The organism is Gordonia sp. p3-SID1431 (assembly GCF_025143765.1).
Classification (GTDB): domain Bacteria; phylum Actinomycetota; class Actinomycetes; order Mycobacteriales; family Mycobacteriaceae; genus Gordonia; species Gordonia hongkongensis.
Genome location: NZ_JAMBDT010000014.1, coordinates 1 through 21,812, shown reverse-complemented (window position 1 = coordinate 21,812; position 21,812 = coordinate 1). Strand labels below are relative to the sequence as shown.

Sequence of the window (21,812 nt, the reverse complement as noted above, 5' to 3'; positions counted from 1 at the left end):
TCAGTCCAGCGACAACCGCATGAGCACGCGTGGGAATCCGGCGAGGACGGACGAGGTGTCTGCCGCCTTGGTGAAACCGGCCTTCTCGAACAGGCCGCGGGTCCCGACATAGGCCATCGTCAGATCGACTCTGGCGCCCTGATTGTCGACGGGGTAGCCCTCGATCGCCGGCGCACCGTTCGACCGCGCATAGTCGACGGCCCCGGCCAGCAGTGCGTGCGAGATCCCCTGCTTGCGATGACCGGGGCGGACACGGATGCACCACACCGACCACACCGGCAGGTCGTCCACGTGCGGGATCTTCCGGTTCCGGGCAAAGCTCGTGTCCGCGCGCGGTGAGACGGCCGCCCAGCCGACGACCTCGTCCGCCTCGTCGTAGGCGAGCACACCCAGCGGAATACCGCTGTCGCACAGCTCTTTCACGAACTCTCCGCGCTGCTCGCGGACCAGCTCCTGGTTCTGCTTGCTCGGGATGCGGTAGCTCAGGCACCAGCAGACGTTCGACGTCGGCTTCTTCGGACCGACCATCGTGGCGATGTCGTCGAAGATCGTCGCGGGCCGGACCTCGATGGGCATGCGTCCCATCGTCGTCGGCTCGGTCCGGGACGGCAAGCGGGCCGGTGTCAGCCCGGTGGCTGTCGCTCACGCCCCTGCTCCCTCATCCGAAAGAACGACATAACCATTGCTCCCTGAGGTGCGAGGAGCGCCAGCGACGAGCCACGAAGGGTCAGGGAGCCGACTGTGCCGGTCCGGCCCCGAAGACGGTCCGGTACCAGATCGCGGTGAGGATCTCGATGGCCGTGTCGTCGTCGGGGACGGGCCCGGCGGCGTCGCCGCGGACCGCAAGCCAGGTCCAGCACGTGGATTCGAGGGTCGCGACCAGCGCGGACGCCAGCGGTTCGAGCGGCAGGCCGATGGAGTAGCCCGCGCGCTCGGCACCGTGCAGACCCGACAACACCTGCTTCACACCGGACACCCGGTTGGCCAGCCATCGGTTGCGAAAATCGTCGTCGGTCATCGACATCTGGAACAGGCCGATGATCTCGGGCAGGTACTTCTTGTACGTCGTCCAGTACGCGGTCACGGCCGCGCGGACGCTCGCCTCCGGCTCGGTGTGCCGGGTCGCGAGCGACTGCTCCACCACTTCGTCCGCGAACTGATCCAGCAGGGCTTCGAGCAGCCGGTCCTTGCTGTCGTAGTAGTTGTAGAACGAACCGGTCGAGCGGCCGGCAGCGGCGGAGATGTCCGAGATCTTGGTGTTCAGATAGCCCTTTTCGGCGAACGTCCGGCGCGCGGCGTCGAGAAACGCGGCCTCGGTCTGGCGACCTTTGTTCGTCGGCGGCACCGTGAGCTCCTTCCGCGGACCGATTCTCCATCGAACCATGTGGACGGTCGATGACCGCACTCGGATCGACGGGAAGTGTGACCCTTGTCATCTTCTGAACCTGAATCTAGCATCGGAAAGCGCAGAGAAAGGAGTTCGGCATGAAATCGTTCGTCCAGCACCGCAAGGGGCGCACGCCTCGGCAGGTGCACCGAGATGTCGCCGATCTGAAAGACGATGAGCTCGGACGATACGGTTTCACCGGCCGCACGGCACATCTGTATCGACGCAACGACCCGACGCAGTTCCGGGCGGTGGGCACCCACACCGGCGTCGATCGAATCGTCACCGACCTCGCGCCCACCGACCAGAACGACCCCGCGGGTGAGCCGCTGCTGATGTTCCATAACGAGGACTGCCGGATTTCTTTGAGTCGTCGGAAAGAGGCCGCTCCGTTCTGGTTTCGCCCGGTCGACGGTGACGAACTCGTCTTCGTCCACGAGGGCACCGGGTATTTCGAGACCGAGTTCGGTCGATTGCCCTACCGGCCCGGCGATTACGTATATCTCCCCAAGGGGTGCACCTATCGTCAGGTGCCCGACGGTGCGTCGTTGCTGCTCGTCATCGAGGCGGTCGACGAGTTCCGGGTGCCCGAGCCGGGCGTGCTGGGCAGGTTCTTCCCCTTCGACTCCTCGCTCGTCGTCGTTCCCGAGGCGGAGGCGTTCGACGGTGACGGCCGAGACGAGTACGAGGTGCGGTTCCGGCAGCGGGAGGGGCAGACATCGCTGTTCTACCCGTTCCACCCGCTCGACGTAGAGGGCTGGCGTGGAGACAATTTCCCGTTCACGTTCAACATCGAGGACTACGACGTCGTCACCTCCGAGACGGTGCATCTGCCGCCCACGGTGCATCTGTTCATGCAGGCGACCGGGGTGTACGTGATGAACTTCCTGCCGCGCCCCGCCGAGGCGCGCAAGGGTGCCGAACGGCTGCCGTGGTACCACCGGAACACCGACTTCGACGAGATCGCGTTCTTCCACGGCGGCAGCATGTTCGGAGTCGGCATGCCGCCGGGCCTGATCTCGCACGCACCCCAGGGGATGCATCACGGCATCCCGGAGCGGGCGCGAGAGCGTTCCCGGCGCAAGTTCGACGAGTTCGACCGCGTGGAATGGCAGGTGATCTCGATCGACACCGGTCGACGGTTGATCGCCGCACCCGCACTTTTCGAATCCGGGGTCGCGGACTCCGCACAGGCCGACGCCGGGTCACGAGTATGAGCGACCGGGGGGACGTGCCTCGTCACGACTACGACCGCATTCCCTATCTCGTTGTCTTCGAGGACCTCTCGGCGTACCAAGACACCTACGGCGGGGTCACCGAGAGTGTGGTGCTCGAGAGCTACCTGCTCCGCCCCTGTGGCGTGCCGTCGAAGAACGTCATCGTCTTCATGCACCCGATCGGGGGCGGCGCCTACTTGCCGATGACCAATGCGCTCGCCCGCGCCGGCCACCATGTCATCTACTGCAACAGCCGGTATCGCGGCGTCGACAGTGCGTTGATCATGGAGAAGGTGGTGCAGGATCTCGGTGCGTGCGTGAAGGATGCGCGCGAACGCCTCGGTTACGAGAAAGTCATCCTGGCCGGGTGGAGCGGCGGTGGCGCCCTGTCGCTGTACTACCAGCAGCAGGCACAGCACGCGACGGTCACCGCGACCCCCGCCGGTGAGCCGCCGGACCTGACCGCCCTCGACCTCCCCGCCGCCGACGGCATGATGCTGCTCGCGGCGCACGTCTCGCGGCACGGCACTTTGACCGAGTGGATGGACCCGTCGATCCTCGACGAGTCCGATCCCGACAACCGCGACCCGGAGCTGGACCTCTACCACCCCTCGAACCCGAACCAGCCGCCGTACTCGGCAGAGTTCCTCGACCGCTACCGCGCGGCGCAGATCGACCGTAACCGGCGGATCACCGCCTGGGTGAAAGAGCGACTCGTCGATCTGCGCGAGCGCGGCGAACCGCTGATGGAGCGCGGTTTCATCGTGCACGGAACGATGGCCGATCCGCGCTGGCTCGACCTGACCGTCGACCCCAGCGATCGCAAGCTCGGTTGCTACCTGGGTGATCCGCGGATCGTGAACATGGGACCGGTCGGGCTCGCTCGGTTCACCACCCTCCGAAGCTGGTTGTCGCAGTGGAGCTTCGACGACGCCAACGGCGACGGTCCCCGGTGTGCGGCCGATCTCGCGGTCCCGACACTGGTCATCGGCAACTTCGCCGACAACGCGTGCACGCCCAGTCATACGCACCGCCTCTTCGACGCGGTCGGTCATCCCGACAAGACCCTGCACACCATCGTCGGCGCGAAGCACTACTACTCGGGCCGAGACCAGATCCCGCACCTGAAGGAGGCGGTCGGGACCATCACCGAGTGGCTGGCCGAGCGGTCGTGGGCCAACTGATGGCCCGGGTTCGCTGAAAACCGCCCGGTGGAAAGTGCTCGGGGACGTAGCGCCCGGTGTCCGTTTCTGACGGGCGGTTATCAGCTCGGCTTTCTCCAGGCCGGCGACCGGCTGCGGTGGTACCCCCGAGCGACGATCTCGGCGATGTCCGCATAGGTGTTGGCCCAGTCGCCGAACACCTGTGCATAGGTGAGCCGCAACGGAAAGTAACCGCGAGAGATCAGCTTTCGGTCTCGAGTGCGATCCTCCTCGTACTTCTCGATCCCGGTGTGGTGTTCGACGCTGTCCAGCTCGAGCGCGAGCCGTTCTCCGACCAGCAGATCGACCCACCCGACACCGGATACGTGGTGCTGGACCGTGACTCGCAAGCCGGCGCTCCGGAGACGTAGGCGGGCTGCTGTCTCGGTTCCGGACGCGGCGAGTTGGTGAGTCTTCTCGATGGCGCGCTTGATGAACATCGGCGCGTCATCGAACTCGGTGCGGAGTCGTGCGGGGGTGATCTTGCCGGTGTTGAGTGCGGAGTCGCACAGGATGACGAAACCCTCGACGTCGAAGCATCGGGCGGCGTACTGCAATGCTGTCGCGACATCGTCGACGGCGCCGTCGGCCGGAGTCGGCCGACCGTACCGTCGGCACCTGTCGTGGGATCGGCGTCGCTCGTGGCGCGTCACACGCGAATGCACTTGTTCGGGATGTTCAGGTATCCAGAGTCCGTGGCGTCGTAGCGCGGTCGCACAGGAGACGACGCCATGATCGGCGACGGCCCCGACCACTTCTGGATCGGCGGCCTCGGTCCGGTACCACCCGTGGCGTATCGACGAGAGCGTGCCGGAACGGCACGCTTCACGGATCGATGCGGCGGTCTCGCCGGCGGCCAGGTGTTGATGGGTGGCGACGACGCCGCCGAACCGCTCGGTGAGCTCGTCGAAGGTCATGCGGGACAGTGTCTATCGTGGCGGCGGGCAGAACCCGGCGTCCGAGACGTCTGTGGATTACTACGTCAGCAGTGTGAAAACCGCCCGTGGAAAGCGGACAGCCGGCAGACCGTCGTCGGCTCCGCTCCACCGGGCGGTTTTCAGACGACGGTCATTCCAGCTGCTTCTTCTGCACCTTGCCCATCGCATTGCGCGGGAGGGACTCGACGAACCGGATCTCGCGCGGCCGCTTGTGATTCGACAGTTCGCCGGCGACGAACTCGATGAGCTCGGTGTCGGCGACCTGGTCGCCGACGACGTAGGCGACGATGCGTTGGCCCAGGTAGTCGTCGGGGACGCCGATCACCGCCACCTCGCGGACCGCCGGGTGGGCGAGCAGGACGGTCTCGATCTCGCCGGCCCCGATGCGGAACCCGCCGGACTTGATGAGGTCGGTGGCTCGTCGGCCGACGATGCGGTGCATCCCGTCTCCGTCGATGACTGCGACGTCACCGGTCGCGAAAAAGCCGTCCGGAAGCCAGGATTCGGCAGTCGCTTCCGGACGATTCAGATACCCGGACGCCATCATCGGGCCGCGGACGTGGAGATCGCCCACGCTCTCGCCGTCGTGGGGTAGCGGCTCTCCGTTTTCCACCAGCCTGGTCTCCACGTGGGCGAGCGGGAGACCCACCCATCCGGGCCGGCGCTGTCCGTCGACGCGCGTGCTGACGGTGATCAGTGTTTCGGTCATGCCGTAGCGCTCGACGATCTCGCGGCCGGTGAGCTCGTGGATCCGCTCGAAGACCGGCACGGGAAGGGGGGCGCTGCCCGACACCAGGACTCGCGCCGACGACAGCGTCTGCGCCGCAGCCGGATCGGCGGCGACGCGGTTCCACACCGTCGGGACGCCGAAGAACATGGTCGCGCCGGATCCGGCGGCACCGGCGTAGGTGTCCGCGGTCGGGGTGACGGTGTGGATCAGTCGTCCGCCCCGTCGCAGGGGACCCAGGACCCCCAGGATCAACCCATGGACATGGAACAGCGGAAGGCCATGCGCCAGAGTGTCGTCGGCGGTCCACAGCCACGCATCGGCGAGTGCGTCGAGACCCTCGGCGATGCTCTGCCTGGTGATCGGAACACCTTTGGGGAGGCCGGTCGTGCCGGAGGTATAGAGGATCAGTGCGGTCGAATCGGCGTGCGGTTCCGGGTGACGGTGCCACGATTTCGCGTAGCGGCGGACCGGGATGACAGGAATGGTGGGTTCGGCGGGGGCCTGCCCCAGCCACGCCTGTGCCCCCGAGTCCGCGAGGATGTGCTCGAACTCGCGCGGCCCGGAGTCGGGCGGAACGGGGACGACCGGCACCCCGGCAATCAGCGCGCCCACCACCGCCAGCACCGTCTCCACCGTCGGCGTGGCCAGTACCGCGACGGTTCGGGCGCCGGCGATCCGTTCGGCGACTGCCGTCGCGGCCCCGACGAGGTCCTCGCGCGACAGCTTGTCGTCGCCGACACGGATCACGGCGGGATCGTCCGGTGCGGTGGGGGTCAGGGTGGGCAGCAGCACGTGTTCACTGTGCCACGACGGGTCCATCCCGCCCGTCACCTGCGCAGATCGCCGAGGTCACACGGCGTGCGCCCCGCACGCCGACCGCCGTCGGCGGTGGGACACCCCGACCCGCACTCCTGAGCGCATGCCCTCGGCGCCGATGGCATGATCTCGTGCACACGCAGCGACCGATCGGGGGCAACGATGTCTGAGCGCTTTCACCTGAGCACCATGCGCCTACGAGACCCGGCCGAACCGGGCCGGACGGCCAGCACGCTCGAGCTCTTCTTCGATCTGGTCTTCGTGGTCGCGGTCAGCATCGCGGCCGTCCAACTCCATCACGCACTCACCGAGAACCACATCGTCGACGGGGTGGTGTCGTACGCCTTCATCTTCTTCGCCATCTGGTGGGCGTGGATGAACTTCACCTGGTTCGCGACATCGTTTGGCACCGACGACTGGCTCTACCGGGTGCTCACCTTCGTCCAGATGGCGGGTGTGCTGGTGCTGGCCGCCGGGATCGAGCCCGCCTTCGTCGACCACGAGTTCACCCTGGTCGTGTTCGGCTACGTGGTCATGCGCGTCGCGATGGTCGCCCAGTGGTTGCGCGCTTCCGGCTCTGCCGGAGACCGCCGCCGGACGACCCGGCTCTATGCCGCCGGGATCGCCGTCGTCCAGATCCTGTGGCTGCTATGGCTCCTCGTACCGTCGGGAGCAGCCGCAACCATCGGGTTGGTGGTGCTCGTCGGTGCCGAGCTCGCGGTGCCGGTGATCGCCGAGAAGCAGGGGAACACTCCGTGGCATCCGCATCACATCACCGAACGGTACGGACTGTTCACGCTGATCCTGCTCGGCGAGAGCCTGTTGGCGTCGTCGAACGCCATCATCGAGGCGCTGCACAACGAACAGGAGCTCGCCCCGCTGATCTCGATCGCGATCCTCACGTTCATCGCGACCGCGGCGCTGTGGTGGATCTACTTCTGGCCGCCGCACCACCGGGCCATCGGGTCGCTCGCCGACTCCCTTCGATACGGATACGTCCACTACTTCGTCTTCGCCGCTGCCGGTGCCTTCTCGGCCGGTATCGAGGTCGAGATCGACGTCCTGACCCACCACAGCGAGTTGACGGAAACCCAGGCGTCGTTCACGGTCACGATCCCCATTGCCGTCTTCATCTTGGGCATCTGGTGGATTGCTCTGCGCGCCAATGCCGATCGCGTGGTGAACACCGTGGTACCGGTTGGTGCCGTGCTGGTCCTGCTCGACCCGGTCATCCCGGTCCCGTTCGCCTTGACCGCCGTCTTCCTCGTCGCGATCGTCGTCGTCCTGGTCCTTCGACCACCGCTCACCACGGCCGCTGACCCGCAGGTGTGACTACCGCATCGCCGCCATGATGCCGGTGAGCAGCCAACTGCGTAATCGCGCGGTGCTCCAGTTTCGTTCGACGGTGAAGTAGCGATGGGTCGCCGGGCCGGTGAGATAGCTCAGAATGTCGGCGAATTCGTCGACCCGGGTGTCGGGGATCAGGCCCCGGTGGACGAACCAGTGGCAGCCGGTGTGCACGTCGTCGAGCCGGCGGAGCTCAGACCGCTCGAGCTGTTCGCCGATGGCCGGGTCGGTGTCGGCCGCCAGCGTCGCGGCATGCCATAGATCGGCGATCCGACTGTTGGCGGCGACGACGTGGTCGACGTACCGCCCGATGGCGCGATCGGTGTCGGTGTCGTTCATGATCGCGATGAACTCGGGTCGTTCGAGCAGCGAGACGAACTTCTCGTCACCGGTGAAGGCGCGTTCGAGGACGGCCGTCATGAGGGACGCTTTCGACCCCGCCTGATGCACGGTGCCGACGGACACCCCGGCCTGCTGCGCGATCTGCTGCACGGTGGTCCGCGAATATCCCTGCTGGACGAACAACGCCTGGGCGGCGTCGAGGATGCGTGTCCGCGTCTGCGCGGCGCTGATCGCGCGCTTACGCGGTGTGTAGGGGCGTTTGCTCACGCCGGCCTCCGATCGGGTCGGACTCCAACGACAACGATAGTAGTGGCCTTGCTGGGCCTTGCCCAAAGTCCGACTACGGTCTCTGAATCCAGCAAACTCGCTGAGGTGCAAAGATGGGACCGATCGCGCGAGAGCGCTCATCCGTCATCTAATTTGGCTAGAGTCGATCTCTATTCAAATGGAGGATCGATGTCGACCATTCTGTTGTGCGCCACCCCGCTGGCCGGGCACGTCGGTCCGTTCACCGCTGTCGGACGGGTGCTGGCGGATCGGGGTCACGAGGTGATCATGCTGACCGGCTCGCGCTTCGCCGACCGGGTTGGCGACGCAGGGTTGACCGTCGAATCGCTGACCGGAGTCGCCGATCTGGACGAACGTGACCCCGACAGCTTCACCCCCGACCGGCATCGGCATCGCGGATTGGCGTTGTCGCGCTATCAGGTCGAGCGGACGTTCATCGCGCCGCTGCCGGAGCAGGCGACGGCGGTGGCGTCGGTCGTCGGCCGCCGGGGCGTTGACGTGATCCTGTGCGACGGCACCTTCGCCGGGATCATCCCCCTGCTGTCCCGGCCCCCGGGCCGGCGGCCTCCGGTGATCGGTGTCGGCACCATGCCGCTCGCTCAGTCCAGTCCCGACGTCGCACCCTTCAACAGCGGTTTGCCGCCGATGACCGGCCGGCTGGGTCGGCTCCGTAACCGGTTGGCTCACATGGCAGTACGGCGGGTGTTGCTCGCGTCCACGCAGTCCTCGGCGCGGGACCTGGTCCGACGGGCCGGAGGCACGCTTGATCATTTCGTCCTCGACCTGTCCAGGGCGTTCGACCGTTTCGTCCAGCTGGGCCCGGCCGAATTCGAGTATCCCCGATCCGATCTCGCGCCGAACACGGTGTTCGCGGGGCCGGTGTTCGCCGGCGTTGCTGTTCCCCCGCCGTCGTGGTGGTCGGAGATGCTCGACGACGACCGCCCGATCGTCCACGTCACCCAGGGCACGCTCGACAACGACGACTTCTCCCAACTGATCGAACCCGCCGTCGCCGGGATGGCCGAGATGGACGTCCAGGTCGTCGTGACAACCGGCGGTGCGGACCCGGATCCCGTGCCGCGGAACGACAACACGCGGGTCGCGCGGTTCCTCGACTACGGCGCACTGTTGCCGCGCACATCGGTGATGATCACCAACGGCGGCTACGGCGGAGTGCTGCAGGCGCTGCGCCACGGCGTGCCCGTCGTCGTCGCACCAGGGGGTGAGGACAAGCCCGAAGTCGCGGCTCGGGTGGCGTACTTCGGGGTCGGCGCAGATCTGGGGACCCGGCGACCCGCTCCTGCGGACCTCGCCGCGACGGTACGCCGCATCCTGGCCGACGACGGCGTTGCCGTTCGGTGCCGGCAGATGGCGCATGCAATCGCCGGTTACGACTCGACCCAGACGATCGTGACCGAAGTCGATCGGGCGGTTCGTCGATCGACCCGCTCATCCTGACCCGCCGCGCGGTCGGTGTCATCCGGATACCCGAATGTCGGCGCACCTGCCGACGACAACCGAGAAAGAGAGCCCGACATGAGTGATGCACGAGCAGTCATCGACGCGCACATCGACGCCTTCAACGGCCGCGCACCGGAGAACGAACCATGGTCCGCCGCCGCGGAATTGGTCTCGCCGGGTGGGGTGTTCACGGGACGGGAGGGCGTACTGGGTTTCCTGTCGGTCTTCCAGGGCGCCTTCTCCGACGGTCGCCTCACCGTTGGTTCGTATGTCGTCGACGGCGACAACGCCTCGGTGGAGGGCACGTTCGACGGTGTCCACGACGGTGTGTTGCAGAGTCCGTCGGGTCCGGTCGAACCCACCGGACGGCCTGTCTCGTTCCGATGGAGTGCGACCTACCGCATCGACGGCTCGGAGCTGATGTCCGAGCACCTGTACTTCGATCAGCTCGACTTCCTCGGGCAGCTGGGTGTGCTCCCCGGATGAGTCGTGCTCGGCGCCGGTTGACCAGGGTCTTCGCGGCCGCGCTCATCGCCGGACCGATCGTCTCGGGTACGCAGGGAATCGTCTCGGCGGCACCGGTATCCGCGTCGGCGTCGGTGATCAGCAGTGTGGCGGTCGGGCCGCAGCGGCACGATCTGGTGATCCGTTCGGCCGCGATGGGCCGGGACGTGCCGGTGAGCGTGTTGCACCCGGCGCACTCCCGGTCGCGCGGGACGCTGTATCTCCTCGACGGGGGCGGCCGCAAGACGGCGATCAGCGACTGGATTCGGGAAGCCCGCGCGGACAGGTATTTTCGTGACAAGGACGTCAATGCGGTGCTGCCCGGCGGCCAGGGGGCGTTCTACACGAACTGGCAGCACGACGACGCGACGTTCGGGCGTCCGCAGTGGGAGACGTTCCTGACCGTCGAACTGCCGTCGCTGATCGACGGCCGGTTCCACGGGCAACGGGCGGAACGCGATCGCGGGCCTGTCCATGGGCGGCCAGGCCGCGTTCACACTCGCGACGCGCCGGCCGGGCCTGTACACGGGCGTCGGTTCCATCAGCGGTTGCCCGTTCACGACCGGCCCGGTGCACGAAGGGCAGATCCGAGCCGCGATCATCCGGGACGGTGGGGATCCCACCAACATGTGGGGTCCGTGGAACGCGCCGGGATGGGCCGACCACGACCCGGGTCGCCGCCTGCCGGCCCTCGTCGGGAAGCGCGTCTTCATCGCGTCCGGGACCGGCGCGCCCGGCCCCCTCGATCAACGCACCCGGCTCGACCCGGGCCGGCACCGTGGGGAGAAGATCGCGACGGGAGCGGTACTCGAGAACTCGGTCAATGCGTGCTCGAACGAGTTCGCCCGCCGGATGAGGTCCGAGGGGCTGCAGCCGGTCGTCCATTTCCGTGCGATCGGAACGCACGCATGGCCCTACTGGGCCGACGATCTGCCCGTGATGTTCGCCGCACTCGCACCCGGTCTCTGACAGCCCACGAGTGACTTCGCGCCATTCCGGGTACACCGCCCGTATGGCTGACAACGACCCCGCCCGCAAACCGTTCAACCCGCAGAACCCCGACCCGTCCAGCACGGCGGGACTCGAGCCCGGCGGCGGAGTGGCGCCCGGTGACACACCGCCGGCGGAATCCGCGGTCGGTGGAGAGGAGCACGAACCGCCGCAACGCAGGCGTGCCGGCGGCGTGATCGTCATCGCCATCGCGGCGATCATCTTTCTCATCGTCGCGCTCGGTCTGATCGGCCGCGCCGTGGGGCTCTTCTAGGGTTCAGCGCCGTCACCCGGCGTCGACGGGCAGCGGACGCGCCGCCAGCGGATCGCCAGCGCGATCTCACCGATGCCGACGACGAAGAGCACGGGTTGTAGGAAGAAGAACACCTGCAGCAGCGCGATCTGGATGATGATCCAGACCATCAGCGACGACCCGGCGAGCAGGCCGCCGATTATGCCCAACCGCGCGGGCACGGACGGGACGGCGGCGACCACGGCAGCCACCAGGTGGGGTAACGCGACTACGGCGATCAGTGCGACACCGGGAGCGGTCCAGGTCTCGAACGGCGTGTGGGTGAGCCACTCCCGCGGCATCGACCACTGATCGGTCATGAGAGCCGAGCCGCCGGCGAGTGCCGACAACGACACGAACAGCTCCATCCCGGCGAGCGTCCACGCCGTGCCGGTCCGTCGGTTCCCGATCCCCCGTTCGTCGAGGGAGTCGGCAGGCGCGGTCATGGTCGGAAGTCTGCACCGTCCGAGAGCCTCTGTCGTGAGGCAAAGGACACCAACTGAGCCGCACGTCGGCCACGGCGGCGGTGTCAGGGGCGCACCCAGCCGTCGGCGATGAGCTCGACCAGCAACTGGGCCTTGTTCCCGATCGGCCGGCCGGCTTCCTCGTAGCGTCGGGCGACACGCCGATAGTGCTCGCGCACCGTGCTCTCGGCGATCTCGTGGACACGCGACGTCTGACGCAGCGTCGCACCCAATGTGTAGGTCTGGAGGATCTCCAGCTCCCGCTGGGTGATGCGTACCCGGTTCGCAAGTGTGGGTGCGGACGGCGGGGTCGGCGGCCCCACCGCAGTCTCGAGCGCCCGCTGCAGCTCGTCCTCGGCGGCCGGGGCCCGCGGTGAGACACGGATGTGATCGAAGCCCGCGACCCCGTTGCCCACGAAGATGACGTTGACGGTGCGCAGCGATGCCACCCGCCGGACGAATCCGAGCATCGCGGCCGACCGCACCAGAATCGCGCTCGGGTTCCGTAGGGCAGCGAGCTGTGCGGGTTCGACGACCGTCGCGTCGTAGCCGGCGCTCTCCACGAGAGCGGCCAGGGCGGCGTCGAAGATGTCGTGCTCGGCAACGACGGCCGTGATCCGCCGCTCCGGACTCGGCGCGGCAGTGGGCCCGGTGCCGGGGGTCGCCGACCGGGGGGCGTCGTTGAGGGGTACGGACACGTGCCGGGATCTCCTGTCGACTTCGATTCGGCCGGGAGCTGTGAGCCGAACAAACGGCGGGACTCTCTCGGATGATCGACATGACTCGCGATCGGGCATCGAGAATTTATTTCACGAACGCCAACTTCTTCAGCCTTACGAACGTGAGACGGTTTGTCAGCGGTATCTCGGACCTGATGTGGTGATTGCAGGGTAAATAATCACCCTGTCGTCCGATCGGATGCGTGATCGCGCACACCGCGGACATATCGGGCATGATCATGCCTGTGCCGACCGACATGCGGGTCCTCGTCGCCTCCCCGCTGGGACACGTGGTCGCGGTGCCGCTGACCAAGGCGCTCGACCAGGCCACGGTCACCGTTGCCACCGGCCGCGACGAGTTCGTCCAGTGCATCGCCGGCAACGTGCGATTCGACGTCGTGGTGGCGGATCTGATCTGGAACCGACCCGACCTGGAATGGACCTTCGACGGACTCGACATCATCGACACCCTCGACCACCATGACCGGCACGCGCCGGTTGTCCTGGCGACCCAGGGACACGGGCTGGAACAGGACCATCTCGACGAGGCGCGGTTGCGCGACGAGGTCGCGGGGGTCATCGCCAAATCGGACGGTTTCGCGACGCTGGTCGGTGTTGTGCGCTCGGTGGCGCTCGGCCAGGCCCTGCCCAGGGCCGCGTCGGCGCGCCGTCCACCGCTCTACGAGTTGTTCGATGGTCGGCGCGGCCATACCGCGGGCCGTCTCGCGGGGGCGATTGCGTCGGGCAGCGCCTCGGACAACGCCTCATTGGCCCGCGCCGCCAAGGTGTCGCCGAACACGGCGAACAAGGTGACGAGCCACTACCTCGGGCCCATCATCGTCGAGCGCGGTGAGCACGACGCATCGCTGCCGATGACCCAGGCCGCCGTCTACCGGTGGTGCGGCCTACACGCGCGATACCTGATCAGCTGGTGCCGACGCCACGGGCACTCCGACGTCCTCGGATCGATGCCCACGTGATCAGTTCGGTTGATCAGTTCGCGTGAACCCCGACGGTCCGGTCTCGCGCTGGAGGCGTCGCGGATTCCGGCACGCTGATCCCGCTCCGCTCGCCGAACCACCGCAGGATCTCGACACCGGCGAGGGCCCCGGTGCCGGCGGTGATCGCGAGCCCGGGCGCCGACCAGCCGAGTGCTTCCAGCTCACCGTGCCGCGGGCGGATCGCGTGATCGGCGGCGAGCAACAGGTCGGTGTCGAGCCAGCCGTCGCCGGCCGCGCAGAGCACTGCCGAGCCGTCGAGGGTGCCGTCTGCGACGAGCCGTCGCCGGACTTCGGCGATGGCCGCCGACTTGGTCACCGGCTGCGGGGTCGCGTAGATCTTGCGACCCTGCTGGGATGCCGTCCAGCCCCGTGCGTCGCACCACTGCTGCCACTGTTCGAGGAACTCCGGCGGTTGGACCGCGGGGTCGACGACCAAGTAACAGAAGAGGTCGTCGGCGGTCCGCAGAGCGGTGACCCAGGAGTCGTCGATGCGTGTTCGGAGTTCGTCGCGGACCTCGTCGAGGGTGGCGCCCGCGCGGGTCACCTCGCGGTCGATGTGCGCACGCCATTCCGGATCGTCGGCGCCGTCGACGAGGATCCGGCCACCGTTGCTGACCACGGCGTGGCGAAATGGGCTGCCCGGCAGCTCGATCCGGGCAAACTGTGCCGGGGTGCGAGTGGTCGTCGGTACGACGACGACCTCACGTGCCAGACGGGTCATCAGTTCGACGGCGGTCGTGGTCATGTACGACAGCGGCGCGTCGCGGTAGATCTCGACGCACACGGTCTCCAGGGCCGCGAACTGCTCGTCGCCCATGGCGGCGCGTGAGTAGATCATGGTCCGATCGAGATCGGTGGCGACCAGCGCGTTCACGAGTCCTCCTTGATGAGCCCGACGCACGAGTAGGCGAGATCGGGCGAGACCTCCACGGGCACATCTCGTTCGGCGGCGAGCAACCGGATGTGGCGATGTTCGGGCAGATCGTCGGCGCGCACCAGGATGCGCCACGGTACGCGACGCAGCAGCACCCGCGTCGTCTCGCCGACGCCGGGCTTGACCAGATTGATCGACGACAGGCCGTACTCGGTCTGGATCTGTTCCACGGAACGCCAGCCGGACCAGTCGGGCCGGCGTGACTCCGGCGTCATCGCCGACACCGTCGTCCGGACTCGGTCGGCGACTGCATCGAATTCGGCGCTGACGGTGTCCAGGAACAGTCCCGAGACATCGAAGTCGGCGAGATGGCGGTAGAACTTCGCTCCGTGGAACTCGCCCGGACCGATGTGGTCGGCGTTCAGGACGGTGCGCGAGACCAGGCCGGAGACAGTGGAATTCAGGCAGGCGGAGGCGATGAGGAAGTCGTCCCTGGTGCCGAACAGGGTCGTGCAGGAGCCGGAGTCGGCCAGCACCGCGAGTTCGTCGTGCAGTTGCGGCCGCCCGGCGCGCGCGTACTCGTCGACAGCGGCGGTGAGTTCGCGCTGGATGGCGCCCTTGCCGGTCCAGCCGTCGACGAAGACGACCGACTCGGCCGGGTGCCGCGCCACGATGTGATCGAGTGCGACGGTGTCGATCCCGCGGGCGCGCACGATCGAGATCGTGTAGTGCTGGGGTTCGATGCCGTGGACGGCCGCCATCCACCGTCGGATCAGGATGCCGACCGGGGTGCCGGCCCGCGCCAGCGACACCAGCGTCGGCGTGGAATGCCGCTCGACCAGGATGAGTTCGGACACCACTCCGACGGCTTCCGCGAGCCGCTGGGCGGAAGACCGTAGCGTCGCATGGAAGAGTTCCTGGTACTCGCGGCCGGGTTGATACTCGATCGGCAGCGACTCCGCGTAGTGGGCCTGACCGGACTGGATTCGACGTTCCCGTTCGCGCAGTTCACCTTCCAGCGCCACGTCGGACAGGTCTTTGAGCAGCCAGGTGACCTCGTCGGCCGCGTACGAACCGAACTCCGGTCCGCACAGCGGTGGTGTGGTGGTGGCGATGTCCATCAGCGCACCGCCTCTCGGGTTCGTGCCAGGGCAGGCTGGTCGGTGGCGGGCAAGACGGCCAGCACCACCGGGTGCCCGGCGGCGGTGAGGACGTCGACGAGTCCACCGGGCGCACGCAGCTCATCGGTGTCGGCCGGCGAGTCGACGATCAGGACGACCTGCGGGTCCGGATGGTCGACGGAGGACACGTTGTAGACATACCTTGGCGTCTCCGGATCGGGTTCCGGTGCGGTGAACCGGAATCCGCGCCGGAGTGGATAACCCGGGACGTCGTGCACCTGGGCCGGCGACCTCGTGGTGGTCTGGTATCCGGTGGCGAAGCCACGACGCTCCAGCGACTCGGCGATGCACAAGGGTGCGTACATCAGTTCCTCGTGCCCGATCACGACAACCGGGCGCCGCGGATCGAGTTGTGCCGCCACGGTGTCGGCGGCCGCGGTCGCCGCTCGCCGGAAGCCCGTCGAGTCGGTGCGGAGAATTCCGTGCCGGCCGCCGTCGGGAACTGCCGCCGGCCAGTCGAGGGCCACCGCGACCAGGCCGCCGCGCCGGGCTGCCACCGGGTTGAGCTCGTCGGACCCGAGCTGCCACACCTCGTCGAGGAGGTCCGGGGGAAGGGTGATCGAGCCGTGCGCGAGCGCCACGTAAGCGACATCGACGCCGAGTTTCGCTGCGAGATCATCGCATTCCGACTTCTGCGCGGGGGTACGCATGTCGACCAGGGACGCCACGACGAACCGCTTACGAGGACGGTCCGCGACGATGGCCTCGATGGCGCCGAGCGCGGTCTTGCCGGTGGAGATCTCGTCGTCGACCAGGATCAGCACCTCGTCCGGCGCCACGGGGTCGAGAAATGCGGAATCGCTGGGCTGCAGCAAATGCGTCCTCGCATGTGAATGCCCTTCCTCGAAGGTGCCCGTCACCACCACATCCGGGCGTCTGCGCCGCGTCGAGTGCAGATACCGGGACGCGGAAATGCGTTCGGCGACACAGTGTCCGAGACCGGTCGCGGTTTCGGCGAAGCCGAAGACGACGGCGTCGCGCGCCGCATTCGCACCGATCTCGGCGATGATCGCGGCGCCCAGATCGTCGGCGGCGCCACGGACAATGGCGGGCGAGGTCGGGATGTGCTTGCCCAGCACGGTCGAGACCAGCAGATGAGCACGGCGTCGGTTGTGGCGCAGACCGAGTGAGACGAGGTCGCGGACCGTGTGACCCGGAATGTCGCCGACGTCGGCAATCTCGACGCCGAAACGTTCGGTCACCCAGTCGATGCCGACGGTGTCCGGATCGTTCACGAGGTGGCCGACCCGGGCGAGGCGAGTGCGGTGAGGAGGTCGACGAACGAAACCCCCTGGCGGGTCACGCCGAAGGCGGCAGCCCGATCGATGACCCGCAAGGCCCAGTTGCGGTGGGGCTTCAGCTCGTTCATCTTGTTGCGGTACGACGACGCCCGTACCCCGCCGGACTCGCCGGCCAGGATGTCGAGTGCATCGTGATACTCCTCGTGGGTGACCGCCGACAACGCGTGCACCGCGGCGACATGCGCGGGGTGGATGACGGTCTTGCCGTGCAGGCCGTTGGCGCGGTCGAGGGTGATCTCGCGGAGGAGACCGTCCATGTCGCGGCTGACGAGCTGCTGCCGGAAGTAGACGGCGTCGTTCTCGCGGAACGGTGTGTGACGCAACATGGGCTGGAACATGCGCTCGTGGTCGGCGAAGTACTCCCACACCGGCCCCGTCACGACGAAGCCGCTCTCGTCGCTGCGGCCGAGATGGTTGACGATGCCGGCGATCACATCGGCCGCGACCCGGACGTCGTAGATGGTCAGGTCACGATCCCGGCGGATGCCGAAGTGACTACAGATGTCGGTGGCACCGATGCGCACGGCGAGCACGTGGTCGCGGTGCGCGCTCAGAAGCGACGCGAGGGCGGTCAACTCGTCGTCGCGGGTCTCGCGGTGCACGACCGCGGCCGACTCGAGAACCGGCATGACCCAGAGTTGCTTGTCGAGGATCTGTCCGGCAGTGGCAACGGCGTCGAACGCCTCGGGTGCATTCTCCGACGAGAACTTCGGGATGACGAACCCGGTCAGCACCGACGGGGTGTCGAGCGCGGTGGCGATCGGCACTATCCGGTCGGCCGACCGCGGACGGACGAACAGCAACATCGGCCGGCACGGGTTCGCGGCGATAGCGCGCAACGCGGCCACGGCGTGCTCGATCGCCTCGGCCTCCTCGTCGTCGGCGACCGCGTCCTCGAGGTCGATGACCATCGAGATCACACCCTCGGCGCGGCGTCGGCGGATGACCTCGGCAAGATCGGGCCGGGTTGCCGGGACGTACAGGGTGGCGCCCAGCGCGACGGCGAGCCGCTGCGCCGGCCAGGTCGGCTCGATCGGCTCGGGCTGCCGATGGAACAGGGAGTTCGAGACCGACGGCTCCAGATGGTCGAAGTGCCGGATCGTCCCGGGCTCGAGACCGGTGTCGTCGTGTCGTGCAGTGGTGGTCATCCTGCGGCCACCTGTCCTCTCATCCGCGAAACGATCTCGGTGATCCGGTCGTCCACCGCACGCAGCTGCGTCAGGTAGCTCCAGTAGTCGGGGTGGATGCGATCCAGGACCCCCTTGGCGCGCTCGATCCGGTCGGCCTGAGCATCGAGGACCGAGCCCCATTCGTCAACCAGACGGTGGTTGACCGCAAAGAGCTGGGCGTCGCGCAGGCGGAAGCGCACGCGCTGCTCCGCGCCCCTTGGGTCGGTGCGCACCTCCCGCAGGAGTCGCAACCGGTCGAGCACGGCGTCGACGGCCTTCTCCGCGACGGCCAGGTCGTCGCGGGCGGCGTCGGCGCGGCCGATGGCCTGGTCGGGGGCAGCATCGACCGTCGCGCGGGCGGCCGCGAGCTCGGCGTCGGCGTGTTCGAGCCGTTCGTCGACGACCGAGCCGTTGCGCTGTAGATCGAGGGAGCAATCGGCACTGAACTCCCGGCGCAGTGCCGAGAGGGTGTCGGGGAGTTGCGCGCTCCGGGTGGACACCGCGCTCCGGCGCGTTTCCACCGAACGGATGACCTGCTGTGCGCGGTCGGCGAAGGCGGGGGCCTCGGCGAGAAGTTGTTCGAGGCGACGCGCCGAACTGAGCACGGCTGCCGCGGCGGTCTGCCGGGCACGCAGCCCCGCGCCCTGGTCGAAAGCCGTGAGCGCACGAGCGAGGTCGTCGGTGGCATCCGACACCGACTGCAGTCGTGCCACCGCCGGTGCGGCGTTCTCCAGGGCGGTCATCGCCCGGTTGGCGGCCACCCGCGCCTCGTGGTCCTGGGCGTCGGCGGCCCGCACCGTGGCCCGCGCCCGCTCGAGGGTCTCGGCGTTGGTCCGGGCGAAGTCGCGCATGGAGGCGGTGATCGACCGCAGCGCCTGTGTCGACCGGTCGAGATCCCGGGGGTCGACGCGTGTGCCGGCCGGGGGGGACACCAGCCGGAGGTAGTCCGACGTCGCCTGGGCGTGCTGCTCGCGGATGTCCGACCACGAGGCGCGCAGGCGCGACCGCGGGTCGAGGGCGGCGGTCACCGCGACGGCCGGATCGATCTCGGCCAGGACGGATTCGGACTCCAGGAACGCTGCCGTCATTTGTTCCGATGATGCAGGTGGCGCGGAATTCGTGCGTGAATCGTTCCCGAACCAACGACGTACGAAGTTTCCGGGCACCACTCGATGCTATCGGCTATTTTCATCTCGGTATGAGGCCGGATTCCCCGGCTCACGGCGAGCTGGGATGCCGAGATGCCGGCAGGTGCCGCGGTGCGGGGATGGCGTCGGGAGACGAACGAGGGATGGTCGATCGGCGGCCTCCCCACGGCGCGAGAGAGGCACGTCGAATGCAGTTGGTACAACGGTCCAAACGCGTGGTGGAAGCCAGGCTGAACAACTCCGCGGTCCGCGCGATCAGCGGGTCGATGGTCGCCTACGAGGGACAGGTCACCTTCAAATCGGCGGGCTTCGGCGGCGGCGACGGCGTGCTCGCGGGCCTGAAGCAGCGGGCCACCGGGGAGGCGCTGTCGCTCATGGAGGCCTCGGGCAACGGCATCGTGTACTTCGCGCACAACGCCGCCGAGACGACCGTCATCGAGCTCAACAACGAGACCCTGCAGGTGGAGTCCGAGCAGCTGATGGTGCTCAACGGCAACCTGCAGACCAACGTCACCTTCGCCGGTCTGCGCGGAGCGTCGTCGGGTCAGGGTCTGTTCACCACGACGGTGAGCGGCCACGGACAGATCGCACTGTTGTCCAACGGCGGCCCGCTCATCCACCTCGAGGTGTCACCGCAGTATCCGCTCGTGGTCGACCCGGACGCGTTCGTCTGCGCCCGCGGCCAGTTGAGTCAGTCCTTCGTCACCGATGTCTCCTGGCGGTCGGCGCTGGGACAGGGTGGCGGAGAGGCGTTCTCGTTGCGCTGGGATGGCAGCGGCGTCGTGTCGATCCAGCCGGCCGAGCGGTGAGGGTGAGGTAGCGAGAATGTTCACCAAGGTCAACAGCAAGGTCGTCTCCGTCGACATCGGCCGTACCGGGCCGGTCGTCGCGCGACGCGGGGCGATGCTCTTCTACAAGGGCAACGTGCACTTCCAGCCCCACCAGATCGCGGGAGCCGGCGGTATGGGCGGCGGGATGCCGGGACTGGGCGGCATGGGCGGGATGGCCGGCCGGATGCTCGCCGGCGAGCACGAGTCGACGATGATCGCGCAGGGGCACGGCGAGGTGCACTACGGCTTCCTCGGCATCGAGGTGCACGTCGTGGATCTCGCAGCGGTCGGCGGCACGATCCGGGTCGAGGCGTCGCGGCTGCTCGCCTACGCGGCCAACCTGCAGGCCTCCGTCGTCTCGGTCGCCTCACAGGGCGGTGGTGGCGGCGGTGGTGGCGGCCTCTTCGGTGCATTGCGGTCCGCTGCCGCCGGAGCCGTCACCGGTCAGGGCATGTTCACGACGCAGCTGTCGGGTCCGGGTTCGGCGGTGCTGCTCGGGCACGGTGGGGTCTTCGAGCTCGAGGTGTCCCCGGCCAAGCCGCCGGTGACCGTCGACCCGCAGGCGTTCGTCGGGTCGGCCGGTCAGGTCAACACCAGCCTGCGGTCGGCGATGAGCTGGCGCAACGTGGGTCGAACCGGCGGTGAGGCAATGCAATTGGAGTGCTCCGGACAGGGCATCGTGTACGTGCAGGCATCGGAGGAGAAGCTATGAGTCAACTCAACACCGTGTGGAGTCCGATGAATTTGCCGTCGGACGACAACGTGCCGGACAACAACTACTCCTTCTGCATCGACCTCAACCAGCCGTGGTTCATGTCCAAGGGCGCGATGATCGCCTACTACGGTCAGATGCAGTTCACCGCACTGACCCAGGGTCTGCAGGGAAACATGCTGCAGATGGTGGCGCAGCAGTTCTCCGCCCCGCTGTACCTCGGTGACTACGTCGTCGCCGAGGGCCACGGCAAGCTGATCATCGGCGACCGCGGATACGACATCAACGCTTACGACCTCGAAGACGGCAACCTCACCATCCGGGCAGCCAATCTTCTTGCCTTCCAGCCGAACCTGTCGCTCAACCAGTCGATCGTGCCGGGGTTCCTGACGCTCATCGGCACCGGTAAGTTCCTCGCGTCGTCGAACGGCCCGGTGATGTTCGTCGAACCGCCCGTGCGCGTCGATCCCGAAGCGCTTGTCGGATGGTCGGATTGCCCGTCGCCCAGTCACCACTACGACGAGGCGTGGGTCAACGGTTTCATCGCGGCCGCGGGCCGGCGGATGGGGTTGAACTCGGGCGAGGAGCGCCAGTTCGACTTCACCGGCGCGGGAACGGTTCTCGTGCAATCGAGCGAGAAGGTGCGCGACGACTCGTCGGTCCTGCGCACCATCCAGGGTCATCTCCCGGGCATGTCGGTGCCGAGCCTGCACCAGATCAACCAGCAGATCACCCAGCAACTCGGGCAGCAGCAGGGCTGAGTCGGGCTCTCGAAACCACTGCGCCACAGGACCTTCGGGTCCTGCGGCGCAGTTGTTCTCTCCGCTCCCTGAGGAGCGAGCTTGCGGGCGTCACGAAGGGTCTTCGCAACGTCGGTCGCCGGACCCTTCGTGACGCGC

23 protein-coding genes and 1 pseudogene are annotated in these 21,812 nt (G+C 67.7%); 12 read left to right on the top strand and 12 right to left on the bottom strand.

Annotated elements, in window-relative coordinates; genetic code table 11:
• Together M4D77_RS05800 and M4D77_RS05795 are read right to left on the bottom strand one after the other, a co-directional pair.
• The gene (locus tag M4D77_RS05800; RefSeq protein ID WP_259935737.1) at window positions 1–576 is read right to left on the bottom strand and encodes a GNAT family N-acetyltransferase; all 576 of its coding nucleotides are present in this window, start codon (window positions 574–576) and stop codon (window positions 1–3) included.
• Between the two features lie 151 nt (window positions 577–727).
• The gene (locus M4D77_RS05795; protein ID WP_259935736.1) at window positions 728–1,345 is read right to left on the bottom strand and encodes a TetR/AcrR family transcriptional regulator; all 618 of its coding nucleotides are present in this window, start codon (window positions 1,343–1,345) and stop codon (window positions 728–730) included.
• 140 nt (window positions 1,346–1,485) lie between these two features.
• Between M4D77_RS05795 and M4D77_RS05790 the strand changes: the two genes are divergently transcribed.
• Both M4D77_RS05790 and M4D77_RS05785 read left to right on the top strand, forming a co-directional pair.
• Window positions 1,486–2,604 (top strand): homogentisate 1,2-dioxygenase, encoded by a 1,119-nt coding sequence (locus M4D77_RS05790; protein ID WP_259935734.1) that lies wholly within the window; start codon window positions 1,486–1,488, stop codon window positions 2,602–2,604.
• Entirely contained in the window at window positions 2,601–3,788 is a 1,188-nt protein-coding gene (locus M4D77_RS05785; protein WP_259935733.1) for an alpha/beta fold hydrolase, read from the top strand. Before M4D77_RS05790 ends, M4D77_RS05785 begins: the two co-directional genes overlap by 4 nt.
• Before the next feature lie 80 nt (window positions 3,789–3,868).
• On the opposite strand, the gene M4D77_RS05780 is transcribed toward M4D77_RS05785, so the two are convergent.
• Together M4D77_RS05780 and M4D77_RS05775 are read right to left on the bottom strand one after the other, a co-directional pair.
• Complete coding sequence (locus M4D77_RS05780; RefSeq protein WP_259935731.1) at window positions 3,869–4,723, bottom strand: endonuclease domain-containing protein; 855 nt, start codon at window positions 4,721–4,723, stop codon at window positions 3,869–3,871.
• Between the two features lie 151 nt (window positions 4,724–4,874).
• Complete coding sequence (locus M4D77_RS05775) at window positions 4,875–6,266, bottom strand: acyl-CoA synthetase (RefSeq protein ID WP_259935730.1); 1,392 nt, start codon at window positions 6,264–6,266, stop codon at window positions 4,875–4,877.
• Window positions 6,267–6,452: 186 nt separating this feature from the next.
• Here M4D77_RS05775 and M4D77_RS05770 point away from each other — a divergent pair, with 186 nt between their 5' ends.
• The gene (locus M4D77_RS05770; protein ID WP_259935729.1) at window positions 6,453–7,622 is read left to right on the top strand and encodes a low temperature requirement protein A; all 1,170 of its coding nucleotides are present in this window, start codon (window positions 6,453–6,455) and stop codon (window positions 7,620–7,622) included.
• Here the strand turns inward: M4D77_RS05770 and M4D77_RS05765 are convergent, their stop codons facing one another.
• On the bottom strand, window positions 7,623–8,246 hold the full coding sequence (locus tag M4D77_RS05765; RefSeq protein WP_078112502.1) for a TetR/AcrR family transcriptional regulator: 624 nt from the start codon (window positions 8,244–8,246) through the stop codon (window positions 7,623–7,625).
• 189 nt (window positions 8,247–8,435) lie between these two features.
• On the opposite strand from M4D77_RS05765, the gene M4D77_RS05760 reads away from it, so the two are divergent.
• The 5 genes and pseudogenes from M4D77_RS05760 (at window position 8,436) to M4D77_RS05740 (ending at window position 11,496) form a co-directional block, all read left to right on the top strand.
• Window positions 8,436–9,725 carry a nucleotide disphospho-sugar-binding domain-containing protein gene (locus tag M4D77_RS05760; protein ID WP_259935728.1) on the top strand — a complete coding sequence of 430 codons (1,290 nt, stop codon included), beginning with the start codon at window positions 8,436–8,438 and terminating at the stop codon, window positions 9,723–9,725.
• Window positions 9,726–9,803: 78 nt separating this feature from the next.
• A complete protein-coding gene (locus M4D77_RS05755; protein ID WP_078112503.1) occupies window positions 9,804–10,214 on the top strand; it encodes an ester cyclase in 411 nt (136 codons plus the stop codon).
• Window positions 10,112–10,615 (top strand): annotated as a pseudogene (locus tag M4D77_RS23785) (hypothetical protein); the annotation flags it as partial. The gene M4D77_RS05755 and the pseudogene M4D77_RS23785, both read left to right, overlap by 103 nt.
• 91 nt (window positions 10,616–10,706) lie before the next feature.
• Window positions 10,707–11,201, top strand: a complete 495-nt coding sequence (locus tag M4D77_RS05745; RefSeq protein ID WP_259935727.1) for an alpha/beta hydrolase-fold protein — start codon at window positions 10,707–10,709, stop codon at window positions 11,199–11,201.
• A gap of 43 nt (window positions 11,202–11,244) precedes the next feature.
• On the top strand, window positions 11,245–11,496 hold the full coding sequence (locus M4D77_RS05740) for a DUF6480 family protein (protein ID WP_078112504.1): 252 nt from the start codon (window positions 11,245–11,247) through the stop codon (window positions 11,494–11,496).
• Here the strand turns inward: M4D77_RS05740 and M4D77_RS05735 are convergent.
• Both M4D77_RS05735 and M4D77_RS05730 read right to left on the bottom strand, forming a co-directional pair.
• Window positions 11,493–11,960, bottom strand: a complete 468-nt coding sequence (locus M4D77_RS05735; protein WP_058252900.1) for a hypothetical protein — start codon at window positions 11,958–11,960, stop codon at window positions 11,493–11,495. The genes M4D77_RS05740 and M4D77_RS05735 overlap by 4 nt on opposite strands.
• A gap of 83 nt (window positions 11,961–12,043) precedes the next feature.
• Window positions 12,044–12,676: a helix-turn-helix transcriptional regulator gene (locus M4D77_RS05730; protein WP_242697025.1), complete on the bottom strand. Its 633-nt coding sequence runs from the start codon at window positions 12,674–12,676 to the stop codon at window positions 12,044–12,046.
• Window positions 12,677–12,936: 260 nt separating this feature from the next.
• Between M4D77_RS05730 and M4D77_RS05725 the strand changes: the two genes are divergently transcribed.
• Entirely contained in the window at window positions 12,937–13,677 is a 741-nt protein-coding gene (locus M4D77_RS05725) for a response regulator (protein ID WP_259935761.1), read from the top strand.
• A gap of 13 nt (window positions 13,678–13,690) precedes the next feature.
• On the opposite strand, the gene M4D77_RS05720 is transcribed toward M4D77_RS05725, so the two are convergent.
• Genes M4D77_RS05720 through M4D77_RS05700 form a run of 5 tightly spaced genes read right to left on the bottom strand, consistent with a single transcriptional unit; the run spans window position 13,691 to window position 19,311 of the window.
• Complete coding sequence (locus M4D77_RS05720) at window positions 13,691–14,572, bottom strand: HAD family hydrolase (protein WP_259935726.1); 882 nt, start codon at window positions 14,570–14,572, stop codon at window positions 13,691–13,693.
• On the bottom strand, window positions 14,569–15,693 hold the full coding sequence (locus M4D77_RS05715; protein WP_165629368.1) for a cysteine protease StiP family protein: 1,125 nt from the start codon (window positions 15,691–15,693) through the stop codon (window positions 14,569–14,571). Before M4D77_RS05715 ends, M4D77_RS05720 begins: the two co-directional genes overlap by 4 nt.
• A complete protein-coding gene (locus M4D77_RS05710; RefSeq protein WP_259935724.1) occupies window positions 15,693–16,988 on the bottom strand; it encodes a phosphoribosyltransferase family protein in 1,296 nt (431 codons plus the stop codon). The genes M4D77_RS05715 and M4D77_RS05710 overlap by 1 nt, the downstream gene beginning before the upstream one ends.
• Window positions 16,985–18,202, bottom strand: a complete 1,218-nt coding sequence (locus tag M4D77_RS05705) for an HpcH/HpaI aldolase/citrate lyase family protein (protein ID WP_165629370.1) — start codon at window positions 18,200–18,202, stop codon at window positions 16,985–16,987. Before M4D77_RS05705 ends, M4D77_RS05710 begins: the two co-directional genes overlap by 4 nt.
• Window positions 18,199–19,311, bottom strand: coding sequence for a hypothetical protein (locus M4D77_RS05700; RefSeq protein ID WP_259935723.1), 1,113 nt, complete (start codon window positions 19,309–19,311; stop codon window positions 18,199–18,201). The genes M4D77_RS05705 and M4D77_RS05700 overlap by 4 nt, the downstream gene beginning before the upstream one ends.
• A gap of 248 nt (window positions 19,312–19,559) precedes the next feature.
• Between M4D77_RS05700 and M4D77_RS05695 the strand changes: the two genes are divergently transcribed.
• Genes M4D77_RS05695 through M4D77_RS05685 form a run of 3 tightly spaced genes read left to right on the top strand, consistent with a single transcriptional unit; the run spans window position 19,560 to window position 21,674 of the window.
• Window positions 19,560–20,180, top strand: coding sequence for an AIM24 family protein (locus tag M4D77_RS05695; protein ID WP_033204169.1), 621 nt, complete (start codon window positions 19,560–19,562; stop codon window positions 20,178–20,180).
• Between the two features lie 16 nt (window positions 20,181–20,196).
• Window positions 20,197–20,913, top strand: a complete 717-nt coding sequence (locus tag M4D77_RS05690; RefSeq protein WP_065629494.1) for an AIM24 family protein — start codon at window positions 20,197–20,199, stop codon at window positions 20,911–20,913.
• Window positions 20,910–21,674, top strand: a complete 765-nt coding sequence (locus M4D77_RS05685) for an AIM24 family protein (protein ID WP_058252893.1) — start codon at window positions 20,910–20,912, stop codon at window positions 21,672–21,674. The genes M4D77_RS05690 and M4D77_RS05685 overlap by 4 nt, the downstream gene beginning before the upstream one ends.
• Window positions 21,675–21,812: the final 138 nt, after the last annotated feature.